Genomic DNA, 13588 nt, shown 5'->3' with positions numbered 1-13588 from the left:
GCATCAGCGTTCGGCGTCCGCGGCGGCCTCGTCGACGGCGAATTCCAGCTCCGCCAGTGAGTAGCCGCCGTCGTGCCGGTCGCCGTTGATGAAGAACGTCGGCGTGCCGTTGACCCCGCTGTGGACCCCGCCGACGAAGTCCGAACGGACCTTGTCGAGGTACTGGTGGCTGCGGAGAGCCCCAGCGATCGCCTCGTCGTCGAGCCCTACGGCCTCGGCGCCCGCGAGGATCGTCATCGCGTCGAGCTCATCCTGATGTTCGAAGAGCCAGTCGTGCATCTGCCAGAAGCGGCGCTGGCTGCCGGCCGCCTCGGCGGCTTCCGCCGCCATCTCCGCGGACGGGTGGACATTCGTCAGTGGGAAGTGCCGATACGCGAACCGGACCGCGCCCTGTCGCCGGTGCAGCAGCTCACCGACGATCGGGTGGGCCCTCGCGCAGTACGGGCACTGGTAGTCGCCGTACTCCACGAGCGTGACCGGCGCGTCGACGGGTCCGAGCGTGTGATCGCGGTCGGTGACCGGTACGACGAGCCGGGCACCCGCGCTCTGCAGTGGCGTTGTCATGGCGTCTCGTCCTCCTGTTCATCGCGGCGCGCCTGGTTCGCCTCACGGCTACCTGAGTGGTCAGCGGATGCCCGCAAGGGCGGTGTCGGCCCATTGGCGCAACGCAGGCGCGGGCGCGGCGCCCGACTTGCGGGCGAGGACCTTCCCGTCGTGCATGATCAGCAGTGTCGGCACCGCCTTCACGTCGAAGCGCCGGGACAGCGTCGGAGCGGCGTCCACGTCGACCTTGACGAGCTTGAGGTTGCCGGCGAGCTCCCGGGCGACCTGCTCCACGGCGGGCGTCACCATGCGGCAGGGTCCGCACCAGGTCGCCCACAGGTCGACCACCACCGGGAGGGCCGACTGCTCGGCCACGGCGGCAAACGTGGTGTCGGTCGCGTCGGCGATCCACGGCAAGGGCTGATGGCAGTTGCCGCACCGCGGCACGCCGGGGGACGCCGCGGGGACACGGTTGCGGCGCCCGCAGTGCGAGCAGGCGACGATCTCACCGCTCATGCGGGGGAACTACCCGCAGTTGTGGCGGTCATGCACGATGTGTGCCCACGTCAGGTTCCCGCCACGGCGACACGTTCCGCCCGGCCGCGTCGGCCCGACCCGGCGCGGTGATCGAGGTCAGAGCACCTCGAGCGGCGTGGGGCCGTCCGGCGGCGGGAACGCGCGGTCGAGGTCGGCGAAGTCCTCGGCGGTGAGTCGCAGGTCCAGCGCGGCACGGTTCTCCTCGGTGTGCTCCGGGTGGGCGGCCTTCGGGATCGTGGTGAGCCCGTCCTGGCGGATCACCCAGGCCAGCGCTACCTGCGCCGAGGTGACACCGTGCCGCTCGGCGACGGCAATGACCGCCGGATGGCGCGGGACGGATCCCCGATGGTCGAACGGCGCGTAGGCCATCACGGTCAGCCCGAACCGCTGGCACGCCGGCAGCAGATCCCACTCGATACCGCGACGGGCCAGGTTGTACAACACCTGGTCCGTCTGCACGGAGCGGCCGTCGGGCACCGCGGTGGCCTCTCGCAGGTCGGTGGTGTCGAAGTTGCTGACTCCCCAGAACCGGATCTTGCCCTGCTGCTGCAGCAGTGTGAACGCCTCGACGGTCTCGTCGACGGGTACCGGGCCGGGCCAGTGCAGCAGGTACAGGTCGATGTGATCGGTCCGCAGCCGGTGCAGGCTGCGATCGCAGGCCTCCATCGCGCCCACCCGGTCGGCGTGCTCCGGCAGCACCTTCGTGACCAGGAACACCTCGTCGCGGCGGCCGAACACCGCGTCCCCGACGAGGCGTTCGGCGGCACCGTCGCCGTACATCTCGGCGGTGTCGATGAGGGTCATCTCCATGTCGAGGCCCAGCCGCAGCGCGATGAGCTCCTCGTCGCGGCGCATCGGGTCCTCACCGAGGCCCCACGTCCCCTGTCCCAGCACGGGAATCCGTTCGCCGGCCGGCAGTTCCACCATCCGCATGCTCAACGTCTTCATCGCAGCGCACTACCTCGGCCCGGGGTGGGCAAACCCTCGCTGGTTCGGGCGGTGCTCGCGGGGTAGCAGGCACGTTTCCCCCAACCGTTGCGCGGAAGGAGTACCCCATGTCTACGTCCGCCGCCGTCCGGCACAGCCCGATCGCCACCGTCAATCCCTACAACAACCAGCTCGTCCGTGAGTTCCCGCCGATGAGCCGGGAGGCCGTCGACAACGCAGCGCAGAACGCGTACAACGCATTCCAGTCCTGGCGCCGGGTCGGCGTCGACGAACGGGCCACGCTGGTCGGCCGGGCCGCGCGGCTGCTGCGCGAGCGCGGCGAGGAACTGGCCCAGCTGGTGACACTGGAGATGGGCAAGCTCATCGGGCACAGCCGCGCCGAGATGGACCTGTCCGCGAGGATCCTGCAGTACTGCGCCGACGAAGGGCCCGGGCTGCTCGCCGACGAGCCGTTGGAACTCGACGGCGGATCGGCCGTCGTCGTCAACGATCCCCTGGGCGTGATCGTGGGCGCCCAGCCATGGAACTTTCCGGTGTACCAGGTGGTGCGATTCGCCGGACCCAATCTGGTGCTGGGCAACACGATCCTGCTCAAGCACGCGAGCAACACCCCGCAGACGGCGCTCGCCATGGAACGGCTGTTCACCGACGCGGGGATACCACAGGGGGTGTACACCAACCTGCTGATCACCGGCTCCGAGGTCGACCGCGTCGTGGAACTCGACGTCGTGCGCGGCGCGTCGCTGACCGGCAGCGAGCGCGGCGGCGCCAGCGTCGGGGCCGCCGCCGGGCGCCGCATGAAGAAGAGCGTCCTGGAACTGGGCGGCAGCGATCCGTTCATCGTCCTCGACGGCGACAACCTCGAGCACACCGTCGATGCGGCCATGGCGGGGCGCATGCACAACATGGGCCAGAGCTGCGTGAGCGCCAAGCGGATGATCGTGCTGGCAGGCGCGTTCGACCGGTTCGTGACCGCGCTTGCCCAGCGCATGCGCGCGCTGCAGCCCGGCGATCCCGCCGACGAGGCCACCACGCTGGCGCCGCTGTCCTCGGAGCGTGCCGCCGAGAAGCTGTCGGACCAGGTCCTCGATGCCCTCGACAAGGGCGCCACCGCGGTCGTCGGCGGCGGGCGGGTCGATCGCCCGGGCGCATTCCTGCAACCCACGGTCCTCGTCGGCGTGACCCCGACGATGCGCGCCTACCACGAGGAACTGTTCGGCCCGGTAGCCGTTGTCCATCAGGTGCACGGCGACGACGAGGCGGTCGCGCTCGCCAACGACTCGCCCTACGGCCTCGGCGGTGCCGTGTTCGGCACCGATCTGGCGCGGGCCCGGTCGGTCGCACGCCGGGTCGACAGTGGGATGGTGTGGATCAACCACCCGACGTCGTCCGAGCCGAACCTGCCCTTCGGCGGCATCAAGCTGTCGGGGTACGGGCGTGAGCTGTCCTCGATCGGCTTCAAGGAGTTCGCCAACCGGAAGCTGGTCGTGACGATGCCCGCGGACACGCCCATCACCGACGCTCTCGGCTGACCGCAGCCGGCGGAGGTTCATCCGGACCAGGGGAAACACGTTCTCACGCGGCAGCCCATGATCGGAGGCGAGGCATCGATCCACCACGACTGTTGCACCGTGCACCTCCAGACGGCGTCGCGTCGCCGCTGGCGAGCGACATCGACGCCGGCCGGGTGGAGGCGACGTACAACAACGGCGTGCTGACCGTCAGCGTCGGCAAGAGGCGCGACGCGCAGCCGCGCCGTATCGGGATCCGGGGCCCAGCAGCAGGCACAGCAGGGCCGCACGGGCCAGGGTGGTCAGAGCCGGCAGGGTGACCGGCGTTGACCCGACCGAACAGACCGACGCTGGCAGGACGGTGACACTGATGGCAGTGCAGTACGAAGAGCTCCTTCGCCCGGTCGAGCAGAGCCTCGGCGACGAGGAAACCGCACTGCGGGCGGTCCGCGCCACCCTCGAGACGCTGGCTGAGCGGATCGGCAAGGACGAGGCGCTGCACCTGGTGCCCGCCCTGCCGCCCGAGGTGGCGCCGTGGCTGTTCACCACCGGACCGGCGCAACGGTTCGATTCCGCCGACTTCGTGAGCCGGGTGGCCCACCGGGAGGACGCGCCGGTCGAGACGGCGCAGCGGCACACGACGGTGGTGATGACAGCGCTGGGCCAGGTGCTGGACGACGAGACCTACCGGCACCTCACGGCACGGCTACCCCGCACGTACGCGCCCCTGCTGCCGAAGGGGGAATTCGCCGGCGGTGTCCCGGCGGACAGCTTCGTGCGCAAGGTCGCGGACCGCGCCGGGCTCGACCCGGGGCACGCGCAGCACGTGGCGGAGGTCGTCCTGGAGACCTTGGCCCGGCGGATCGGCGGCGAGGCCGAGGACCTGATGACGTTCCTGCCGGTCCAGCTGCATCCGGCGCTGCGGCGAGGCCAGGAGGCACCCGATCCGGACCTCGCTCCGGAGGAGTTCGTCGTCGAGGTCACCCAGCGCACCGGGTTCCCCCCGGACCGCGTGATCCGGTACATCCGGGCCGTGCTGTCAACGGTGCGGGACGTCGTCGACGACGAGGAGTTCTTCGACGTGCAGGTGCAACTGCCGGGCCGGTACCGCGAGCTGTTGCGGGAGCCATGAACGCACCAGTCTCACCCGCGAAGGATGGGCACCGTCGCCCCGACCCGGTGAAGGCTCGGAAACCGGGCCGCGAAGGGAGTGGGCCCTCACGATGCGTCCGGGGCGGTCGGCAGATCGTCGCCGGCTGATTCCTCGGAAAGGAGCGCTGTCATCATGACCGTACCCGGCGATACCACAAGCCCGTACGAGAGCAACGCGATGCCGTTCCGTACGAACGAGCGCCCCGCCATGCCGGGCGCCGCCGAGGGCCGCAGCGGCCGGGGGAGGGACGCCCGGGCGGAGGAGCGGCCGATGGTGACGGTCGCGACGTATCCGGACTACCTGTCCGCGCAGGGCGCCGTGGACCTCCTGTCCGACAAGAAGTTCCCCGTCGACCGCGTCACCATCGTCGGCACCGACGTACGCCTCGTGGAGAAGGTGCTGGGCCGGATGACCACGGCTCGCTCGGCGCTGGCGGGAGCCGGCACCGGCGCCTGGTTCGGCCTGCTGATCGGCATCCTGCTCGGCGTCTTCGCCGTCGGTGCCTGGTGGCAGGTCGTCGTGTTCGGCGTCGTCGCGGGTGTCGTATGGGGTGCTGTGTTCGGAGCATTCGCCCACGCGATGACCGGTGGCAGGCGGGACTTCAGCTCCGCGAGCGCCATCCAGGCGAACACGTACTCGGTGATGGTCGATGCCGAGTACGCCGACCAGGCGCGGCAGTTGCTCCGCACGCAGGAACGCTGACAGCGCGCCCAACACAGGCGAGCGTCCGCACAGGCGAGAGGAGACCGACTCATGGCCAGGGCTGTAGGGATCGACCTGGGCACGACCAACTCGGTGATCGCCGCGTTCGAGGGCGGCCAGGCGACGGTCGTGCCCAGCGCGGAGGGCAGCCGCACGACACCGTCGGTGGTTGCCTACACCGACACGGGTGAGCGCCTCGTCGGGCAGTTGGCCAGGCGGCAGGCGGTCCTGAACCCGAAGGGCACGATCTACTCGGCGAAACGGTTCATCGGCCGCAAGTTCGACGAGTCCGCCGAGGAGATCAAAACGGTGACCTACGACGTCGCGCCGGGTCCGGACGGCATGGTGCGCTTCGAGGTACGCGGCAAGCTGATCTCGCCGGAGGAGGTGTCCGCGCAGATCCTGCGCAAGCTCGCCGAGGACGCCGGCAAGTATCTCGGGGAGAAGGTCACCGAAGCGGTGATCACGGTTCCGGCGTACTTCAACGACGCCCAGCGGCAGGCGACCAAGGACGCCGGCAAGATCGCCGGTCTCGAGGTCCTGCGGATCATCAACGAGCCCACCGCAGCCGCGCTCGCCTACGGGCTGGACAAGAAGGGCCACGAGACGGTCCTCGTGTTCGACCTGGGCGGCGGCACGTTCGACGTGAGTATCCTCGACGTCGGCGACGGCGTGGTAGAGGTGCGCGCCACGGCCGGGGACACCCACCTGGGCGGCGACAACTTCGACCACCGCCTGGTTGACCACCTCGCCGATGAGTTCAAGCGGGAGCAGGGCATCGACCTGCGCAAGGACCCGCAGGCGTTGCAGCGGCTCACCGAGGCCGCGGAGCGCGCCAAGATCGAGCTGTCGTCGGTGACGCAGACGCAGGTGAACCTGCCGTTCATCACCGCCGACGCGAACGGGCCGAAGCACCTCACGGCGACGGTCACCCGCGCCAAATTCGAGGAGCTGACGCACGACCTGCTGGAGCGGACGATGGGTCCGGTACGGCAGGCGATGAGCGACGCCAAGGTCAGCGTGGACGACCTCGACGAGGTCATCCTCGTCGGCGGCGCGACGCGGATGCCCGCGGTGCAGGCCCTCGTCCGCCGGCTGACCGGCGGCAAAGAACCCAACATGACGGTCAATCCCGACGAGGTGGTCGCGCTCGGCGCGGCGATCCAGGCCGGGGTGCTCAAGGGCGAGGTGCGCGACGTCGTGCTGCTCGACGTCACCCCGCTCTCCCTCGGAATCGAGACCCTGGGTGGGCTCATGACGAAGGTCATCGAGCGCAACACCACCATCCCGACGCGGCGCAGCGAAGTGTTCTCCACCGCGGAGGACAACCAGCCCGCAGTCGACGTCGTGGTGCTGCAGGGCGAGCGGGAACGCGCCGCCGACAACCGGGTCCTCGGCCGGATGCGGCTGGAGAACATCCGTCCGGCCCCGCGCGGCGCGCCGCAGATCGAGGTCACCTACGACATCGACGCCAACGGCATCCTCAACGTCTCCGCCCGGGACAAGGACACGAACGCGGAACAGAAGATCACCATCACCGAGAGCGGCACGCTCGACACTTCCGAGGTCGAACGGCTGGTCCGCGAGGCCGAACAGCACCGGGCCGAGGACCGGCGGATGCGCGAGGAGGTCGACGCCCGCAACGCGCTGGACAGCATCGCCTACCAGGTCGAGCGCCGCCTGGGCGACCTCGGTGACCAGGTGCCGGAGCACGAGCGGGCCCGCGCCTCGATGCTCGTCGAGGAGGCACGGCAGGCGGTGCGTGACCGGGCGCCGCTGGACCGGGTCCGGCAGCTGACCGAGGACCTTCAGCAGGCGCTGTACTCGCTGAGTGCCCAGCCCGCCGGTGCGCAGGCAGGGCCGGGACCGGGCGGGCAGCAGGCGGGCGAGCAGCAATCCGCCGGCGCCCGCGCCCAGGGCAGCGATGACGTCATCGATGCCGACTTCTCCACGGGGTGAGCCATGACTGAGCCGATCGCATCCGCGCCCCCGACACCGCCGTCCGGCGGCGACGAGGTCGCGGAGCTCACCGATCGTTTGCACCGGGCGCTCGCCGAGGTGGAGAACACCCGAAAGGCGGCCGACCGCGACACGGCGGCGCTGCGGCTGTCCGAGCGGCTCGCCGTGTCGGCGGCATGGCTCCCCGTCCTCGACCATATCGACCTGGCGTTGCGGCACGCCGATGCCGACCCGGAGTCGATCGTCGCGGGCGTGCGGCAGGTGCGCGAGCAGGCCGTGCGCGTCCTGTCGCAGCTCGGCTTCGAACCGATCGACACGCCGGGCGTACCGTTCGACCCGCAGCGGCACGAGGCGGCCGAGGTGGTCCGGGACACCGGCGCCGAGCCCGGCACGGTGGTGCAGGTGCTGCGGCCCGGGTTCGCGGCCGGGGACCGGCTGCTGCGGCCCGCCGTGGTTGTCGTGAGCGCGTTGCCGGAACTGCCCGGGGACACCATCACCGGCACCGGGGACGACACCCGACGGGACGGCGGAGCGGACGGTGGCTGACGGAACCGACTTCTACGAGGTGCTCGGCGTGCCCCGGGACGCCGACGCGGAACAGATCCAGCGCGCGTACCGGACCCTGGCGCGCCGCCACCACCCGGACGTCAACAAGTCGCCAGGTGCGGAGGATCGGTTCAAGAAGATCAACGAGGCGTACGCGGTGCTGTCGGACCCGAAGAGCCGGCGCAAGTACGACCGGTTCGGCGAGGCGTGGCGGCAGGTGCCCGACGACTACGAGCAGGCCGGTGCCCGGGCCGGCGCCCGGGCCGGCGGGGGTGGCGCCGGGTTCGGAAGCTTCGGCGGGTTCGGCGGGCCGCGAGAGTACTCGTCCCGCGCCGGCGGCGGGATCGACGTCGAGGACCTTCTGGAGAGCCTGTATGGTCGGCGGTCCGGGCGGGCGCGCGGCTACGGGCCCTCGCCTGGCGCCGACACCGAGGCCGAGATCACGATCAGCGTCGAGGACGCCTACCACGGCGTCCGGCGCCGGATCACGCTGCCGGACCCGAACGGGCAGCCGCGGCAGTACGACGTGAACATCCCGGCCGGGGTCACCGAGGGGCAGCGGGTCCGGCTGGCCGGACAGGGCTCGTCGGGCGCCGGCGGCGGACCCGCCGGCGACCTGTACCTGGTCGTCCACCTGGCGCCGCACCCGCGCTACCACGTCGAGGGCCGCGACATCATCGTGGACCTGCCGGTGGCGCCCTGGGAAGCGGCTCTCGGCGCGACCGCGCCGTTGGAGACGCCCGGCGGAGCCGTGCAGGTGCGGGTGCCCACGGGCTCGTCGTGCGGGCGGCGTCTGCGACTGCGCGACCGCGGCCTGCCGAACCCCCGGGGCAACCCCGGTGACCTGTTCGCGACAGTCAAGATCGTGGTGCCGACGCAGTTGCCCGAGGAGGAGCGCCGCCTCTTCGAACAGCTGGCGAAGGTGTCGTCGTTCGAGCCGCGAGGTGCGTCATGACCTATGCGCTGGTGCGGCCGCGGTACCTGTCGCTGGACGCGTTCGCTGCCGCCGCCGGACTGCACCCGGACCTGGTCGCCCGGCTCGCCGCGCTGGGACTGTTGGAGCCGTCGGTGGACGCCCGCGGCATCCGCTGGTTCCGGGCGGCGGACTTGGCCGTCGCGGCGCGGATCCACCGGCTGCACACCGGCCTGCCGCTCAACTACGCCGCCATCGGTGTCGTGCTCGACCTGCTCGACCGCATCGACGAACTGGAAGCAACGCTCAGGAGGCGGTCATGGATCTCAACCGACTGACCGAACGATCTCAGCAAGCCCTCCACGACGCCCAGACCAAGGCCCTGCGCTTCGGCCACCCCGAGGCCGACGGGGAACATCTGCTGCTGGCCCTCATCGACCAGTCCGAGGGTATCGTGCCGCGGCTGCTGGTCGCCATGGACGCCGACGTCGACCAGGTCCGCGAGCGGGTCGAGAGCGAACTGCAGCGCCGGCCGTCGGTCTCCGGGCCGGGCGCCCAGCCCGGCCAGGTCATGGTCACCCAGCGGCTGGCCCGGTTGCTGCAAACCGCCGAACGCGAGGCCGGCCGGCTCAAGGACGAATACGTCTCCGTCGAGCACCTGATGCTCGCCCTCGTCGACGAGGACACCGGCACGGCCGCCGGCCGGATCCTGCGCGACTTCGGCATCAGCCGGGAGCGGCTGCTCACGGCCCTCACCGGCATGCGCGGCTCGCAACGGGTCACCTCCGCCAACCCGGAGGTGGCGTACGAGGCCCTGGAGAAGTACGGCCGGGACCTGGTCGCCGACGCGCGCGCCGGCCGCCTCGACCCCGTCATCGGCCGCGACGAGGAGATCCGCCGCGTCGTACAGATCGTGTCGCGCAAGACGAAGAACAACCCGGTACTCATCGGCGACCCCGGTGTCGGCAAGACCGCCATCGTCGAGGGTCTCGCCCAGCGCATCGTCGACCAGGACGTGCCCGAGGGCCTGCGGGACAAGACGATCTTCGCGCTCGACATGGGCTCGCTGGTCGCCGGGGCGAAGTACCGCGGCGAGTTCGAGGAGCGGCTCAAGGCGGTGCTGTCCGAGGTCAGCGCCGCGGAGGGAAACATCCTGCTGTTCATCGACGAGTTGCACACCGTCGTCGGCGCCGGTGCCACCGAGGGAGCGCTCGACGCCGGGAACATGCTCAAGCCCATGCTCGCCCGTGGTGAACTGCGGATGATCGGCGCGACGACCCTTGCGGAGTACCGCAAGCACATCGAGAAGGACGCGGCCTTCGAGCGGCGGGTCCAGCCGATCCTGGTCGAGGAGCCGACGCCGGAGGATGCCGTCACGATCCTGCGCGGGCTGCGCGAGCGGCTGGAGGTGTTCCACGGGGTGCGCATCCAGGACGGCGCGCTCGTCGCCGCGGTCCAGCTGTCCCATCGGTACATCCCGGACCGCTACCTGCCGGACAAGGCGATCGACCTCGTCGACGAGGCCTGCGCCATGCTGCGCACCGAGATCGACTCCCAGCCGGCGGAGCTGGACGAGGCCAGCCGCCGGCTGATGCGGCTGGAGATGGAGCAGGCCGCACTGTCCAAAGAGGAGGATCCGGCGAGCGTGGCCCGCCGCGACCAGATCCAGCGGGAGGTCGCCGATCTGCGCGCCCAGGTCGACGCGATGCGGGCCCAATGGAACGCCGAACGGCAGGCGATCCGCAAGGTCCAGGCGCTGCGGGAGGACATCGAACGCATCCGCCGCGATGCCGAGCACGCCGAACGCGCCTACGACCTGGACCGCGCGGCCGAGCTCCGGCTGGGCAAGATGCCCGAGCTGGAGCGCAAGCTGGCGGCCGAGGAGGAGCGGCTCACCTCGAAGCAGGGCGGTCACCGGCTCCTGCGTGAAGTGGTCACCCCGGACGAGATCGCGCAGGTCGTCTCCCGATGGACGCACATCCCGACCAGCCGGCTGCTCGAAGGCGAGCGGGAGAAGCTGCTGCACCTCGACGAGGTGCTGCACGAACGGGTCATCGGCCAGGACGAGGCGGTGCAGGCGGTCACCGACGCGATCATCCGGGCCCGCTCCGGCATCCGCAACCCGCGCCGCCCGATCGGTTCGTTCCTGTTCCTCGGCCCCACCGGGGTCGGCAAGACGGAGCTGGCCAAGGCGCTCGCCGAGGCGCTGTTCGACACCGACGAGAACATGGTCCGCCTCGACATGAGCGAGTACCAGGAACGGCACACCGTCGCCCGGCTCGTCGGCGCCCCGCCCGGCTACGTCGGCTACGAGGAGGGCGGCCAGCTCACCGAGGCCGTGCGCCGCAGGCCGTACTGCGTGCTGCTGCTCGACGAGATCGAGAAGGCGCACACCGACGTGTTCAACACCCTGCTGCAGGTGCTCGACGATGGCCGCCTCACCGACTCGCAGGGCCGCACCGTCGACTTCCGCAATACCGTCGTGATCATGACCAGCAACATCGGCTCGCAGTACCTCCTCGAAGGCGTCACCAGCGACGGAACGCTCACCGACGAGGCGCGCGCGGCGGTCATGACCACACTGCGCGGGCACTTCCGGCCCGAATTCCTCAACCGCGTCGACGAGACCGTGCTGTTCAAGCCGCTGACCCTGGCCGAGATCGAGCAGGTGGTCGACCTCATGCTCCAGGACCTGCGCGACCGGCTCATGGAGGACCGCCGCGTCGGGCTGCAGGTCACCGAAGCCGCCCGGCGGCACATCGCGGCCGAGGGCTTCGACCCGGTGTTCGGTGCCCGGCCGCTGCGCCGGTATCTGCAGCGGCAGATCGAGACGCCGATTGCCCGCATCCTGCTGCGGGGCGAGATTCGCGACGAGGCAGCCATCCAGGTCGACCTCGGCCGGGCCGGTCTCCAGATCGAACCGGTCGGCGCACCGGCCGACGTCGGCGCCGCGCCGTCATAGCCGCGAGCCACACCGCTCGCCCCGCCCTTTGGGGTGTCGTGCCGGGGCGAGCGGCTTGGCCACCACGCCGCGCGCGGGCCAAGAAGAGCTATCTGAGAGTGGCGGCGGTGTCGTCGGCGACGCGGCCGGCGCTTTGGAGGTACTTCCACACCAGCTGCACTGCGGTGGCGCCTTCGCCCACGGCCGAGGTGACTCGCTTGATCGACCCCCGGCGCACGTCGCCGGCGGCGAACACGCCGGGCAGGTTGGTCTGCAGCAGAGGCCGTCGCTGCGGGTCCGGCTCGTCGCTGTCCGGGCCGGTGAGGATGAAGCCGTCCTCGTCGGTGGTGACCTGACCGGTCAGCCAATCGGTGCACGGCCGCGCGCCGATGAAGACGAACAGCGCACGGGCGGGAATCTCGCGGCGCTGCCCGGTGCGCCCGTCCTCGACCACGAGCCGTTCGAGTGTCTCGCCGCCCAGCAACTCGCGAACCTCGGTGCGGAGGTGGATCTCGACGCCCGGTGTCGTCTCGATCCGATCAACCAGGTAGCGCGACATGGTCTCGCCGAGGTCCTTGCAGCGGGCCAGCAGGTGCACGACCGGCGTGTACTTCGACAGGAACAGCGCTGCCTGGCCCGCCGAGTTGCCACCGCCCACGACCGCGACCGGGTCGTCGCGGCAGAACAGTGCCTCCGACAGGGTCGCCGCGTAGTACACGCTGGTCGCTTCGAACTCCTCGAACCGCGGGACGTCGAGCTTGCGGTACTGGACGCCCGTCGCGATCAGGACGGTCCGGGCCGTGACCTCACCGCCGTTATCGAGCTCGATGACATAGTTGCCTTCTCGCTCCAGCAGCCCGCGCGCCCGAGCCGGCACGCTGAATCTGGCTCCGAACTTCTCCGCCTGCACGACCGCCCGCTCGGCCAGCTCCCCGCCGGAGATCCCGGTCGGGAAGCCAGGATAGTTCTCGATCCGCGACGATCGGCCGGCCTGACCGCCGGTCGCAAACTCGTCGAGGGTGACCGTCTCCAGACCCTCCGAGGCGCCGTAGACGGCGGCGGCGAGGCCCGCCGGGCCCGCCCCGACAATGGCGAGGTCGCACACCGTGGCGCAGGGTCGAGGTGCGGGCAGGCCCACCTCGTGTGCCAGCTCCGCGTTGCTCGGGTTGCGCAACACCTGCCCGGCCGGGCAGATCACCACCGGAGTCTCCTCCGGTCGCACGTCCAGCCCGCGCAGCAGCGTCTCGGCGTCCTGATCCTTCTCCAGGTCGACCCATTGGTAGGGAATGCGGTTGCGAGCGGCGAACTCGCGCAGCCGCCGGTTGTCGGGCGAGAAGCAGGATCCGATGATCCGAAGCCCGGCTCCGCGGCCGATGAGCAGGGAGCGGCGGATCAGGTACGCCTTCAGGATCAGGTCACCCAGGTTGGAATCCTGCGCGATAACGGCCTTGAGACGGTCGACCGGCACCCTGAGGACCTCGCCCGGCTCGCGCACCTGCGATGTGAAGAAGGCGGCCTGGCCGGTGAAAAGGCTCAGCTCTCCCAGAAACCGCTTGGGGCCGTGCACGCTGATGACACGTTCGTCGCCGCCGAACCCGTCGACATTGGCTACCTTGCCGGCGAGCACCACGAAGAAGTCGTAGTTCTCCTCACCCTCCCGGATGAGCACCTCGGCGGTCTGCGTGCGGTGGCGCCGGCCCTCGGCGGCGAGGGCGTGGATCTGGGCGTCATCCAAGCGTGGGTAGGCCCCGTAGCGGTCCGGCGTCTCGAGGAGCACGTTCACATCCACCCCCTCAGCGGGGGTACCGTCTACCCGAAGCGTCGCCGGCTAACCC

Annotated in this window: 13 protein-coding genes; 9 read left to right on the top strand and 4 right to left on the bottom strand. The window is 70.7% G+C overall.

Annotated features, from left to right (window positions below; genetic code table 11):
* Window positions 1-3: 3 nt before the first annotated feature.
* From AC6JBM_RS27825 to AC6JBM_RS27815, 3 genes are all read right to left on the bottom strand, one after another.
* Window positions 4-564 (bottom strand): DsbA family protein, encoded by a 561-nt coding sequence (locus tag AC6JBM_RS27825; RefSeq protein ID WP_497977006.1) that lies wholly within the window; start codon window positions 562-564, stop codon window positions 4-6.
* A 60-nt stretch (window positions 565-624) separates the two neighbouring features.
* Window positions 625-1059 (bottom strand): thioredoxin, encoded by a 435-nt coding sequence (gene trxA / locus AC6JBM_RS27820; RefSeq protein WP_497977005.1) that lies wholly within the window; start codon window positions 1057-1059, stop codon window positions 625-627.
* Window positions 1060-1176: 117 nt separating this feature from the next.
* On the bottom strand, window positions 1177-2028 hold the full coding sequence (locus AC6JBM_RS27815) for an aldo/keto reductase (RefSeq protein WP_497977004.1): 852 nt from the start codon (window positions 2026-2028) through the stop codon (window positions 1177-1179).
* A gap of 107 nt (window positions 2029-2135) precedes the next feature.
* Between AC6JBM_RS27815 and AC6JBM_RS27810 the strand changes: the two genes are divergently transcribed.
* The 9 genes from AC6JBM_RS27810 (at window position 2136) to clpB (ending at window position 11774) form a co-directional block, all read left to right on the top strand.
* Window positions 2136-3560: an NAD-dependent succinate-semialdehyde dehydrogenase gene (locus tag AC6JBM_RS27810; protein ID WP_497977003.1), complete on the top strand. Its 1425-nt coding sequence runs from the start codon at window positions 2136-2138 to the stop codon at window positions 3558-3560.
* 92 nt (window positions 3561-3652) lie between these two features.
* Complete coding sequence (locus AC6JBM_RS27805) at window positions 3653-3859, top strand: Hsp20/alpha crystallin family protein (protein WP_497977002.1); 207 nt, start codon at window positions 3653-3655, stop codon at window positions 3857-3859.
* Between the two features lie 50 nt (window positions 3860-3909).
* A complete protein-coding gene (locus AC6JBM_RS27800; protein ID WP_497977001.1) occupies window positions 3910-4671 on the top strand; it encodes a DUF2267 domain-containing protein in 762 nt (253 codons plus the stop codon).
* A 228-nt stretch (window positions 4672-4899) separates the two neighbouring features.
* A complete protein-coding gene (locus tag AC6JBM_RS27795) occupies window positions 4900-5394 on the top strand; it encodes a YflT domain-containing protein (RefSeq protein WP_497986539.1) in 495 nt (164 codons plus the stop codon).
* A gap of 51 nt (window positions 5395-5445) precedes the next feature.
* Window positions 5446-7353, top strand: a complete 1908-nt coding sequence (gene dnaK, locus AC6JBM_RS27790) for a molecular chaperone DnaK (RefSeq protein ID WP_497977000.1) — start codon at window positions 5446-5448, stop codon at window positions 7351-7353.
* Window positions 7354-7356: 3 nt separating this feature from the next.
* Window positions 7357-7899: a nucleotide exchange factor GrpE gene (locus tag AC6JBM_RS27785; protein ID WP_497976999.1), complete on the top strand. Its 543-nt coding sequence runs from the start codon at window positions 7357-7359 to the stop codon at window positions 7897-7899.
* The gene (locus tag AC6JBM_RS27780; protein ID WP_497976998.1) at window positions 7892-8854 is read left to right on the top strand and encodes a DnaJ C-terminal domain-containing protein; all 963 of its coding nucleotides are present in this window, start codon (window positions 7892-7894) and stop codon (window positions 8852-8854) included. The genes AC6JBM_RS27785 and AC6JBM_RS27780 overlap by 8 nt, the downstream gene beginning before the upstream one ends.
* On the top strand, window positions 8851-9150 hold the full coding sequence (locus AC6JBM_RS27775; RefSeq protein WP_497976997.1) for a chaperone modulator CbpM: 300 nt from the start codon (window positions 8851-8853) through the stop codon (window positions 9148-9150). Before AC6JBM_RS27780 ends, AC6JBM_RS27775 begins: the two co-directional genes overlap by 4 nt.
* Window positions 9132-11774: an ATP-dependent chaperone ClpB gene (gene clpB / locus AC6JBM_RS27770; RefSeq protein ID WP_497976996.1), complete on the top strand. Its 2643-nt coding sequence runs from the start codon at window positions 9132-9134 to the stop codon at window positions 11772-11774. Before AC6JBM_RS27775 ends, clpB begins: the two co-directional genes overlap by 19 nt.
* 88 nt (window positions 11775-11862) lie before the next feature.
* Here the strand turns inward: clpB and AC6JBM_RS27765 are convergent, their stop codons facing one another.
* Complete coding sequence (locus tag AC6JBM_RS27765) at window positions 11863-13536, bottom strand: FAD-dependent oxidoreductase (protein ID WP_497976995.1); 1674 nt, start codon at window positions 13534-13536, stop codon at window positions 11863-11865.
* Between the last annotated feature and the right edge of the window lie 52 nt (window positions 13537-13588).

The organism is Dactylosporangium thailandense, from assembly GCF_059739745.1.
The sequence above is the reverse complement of the archived record's forward strand: the minus strand, read 5'-3'. Positions and strand labels throughout refer to the sequence as shown.

Bases quoted from the DNA above. Each gene is read 5' to 3' on its own strand.
- AC6JBM_RS27825 (WP_497977006.1), bottom strand. From the start codon at position 564: ATGACAACGCCACTGCAGAGCGCGGGTGCCCGGCTCGTCGTACCGGTC.
- trxA (WP_497977005.1), bottom strand. From the start codon at position 1,059: ATGAGCGGTGAGATCGTCGCCTGCTCGCACTGCGGGCGCCGCAACCGT.
- AC6JBM_RS27815 (WP_497977004.1), bottom strand. From the start codon at position 2,028: ATGAAGACGTTGAGCATGCGGATGGTGGAACTGCCGGCCGGCGAACGG.
- AC6JBM_RS27810 (WP_497977003.1), top strand. From the start codon at position 2,136: ATGTCTACGTCCGCCGCCGTCCGGCACAGCCCGATCGCCACCGTCAAT.
- AC6JBM_RS27800 (WP_497977001.1), top strand. From the start codon at position 3,910: ATGGCAGTGCAGTACGAAGAGCTCCTTCGCCCGGTCGAGCAGAGCCTC.
- AC6JBM_RS27795 (WP_497986539.1), top strand. From the start codon at position 4,900: ATGCCGGGCGCCGCCGAGGGCCGCAGCGGCCGGGGGAGGGACGCCCGG.
- dnaK (WP_497977000.1), top strand. From the start codon at position 5,446: ATGGCCAGGGCTGTAGGGATCGACCTGGGCACGACCAACTCGGTGATC.
- AC6JBM_RS27785 (WP_497976999.1), top strand. From the start codon at position 7,357: ATGACTGAGCCGATCGCATCCGCGCCCCCGACACCGCCGTCCGGCGGC.
- AC6JBM_RS27775 (WP_497976997.1), top strand. From the start codon at position 8,851: ATGACCTATGCGCTGGTGCGGCCGCGGTACCTGTCGCTGGACGCGTTC.
- clpB (WP_497976996.1), top strand. From the start codon at position 9,132: ATGGATCTCAACCGACTGACCGAACGATCTCAGCAAGCCCTCCACGAC.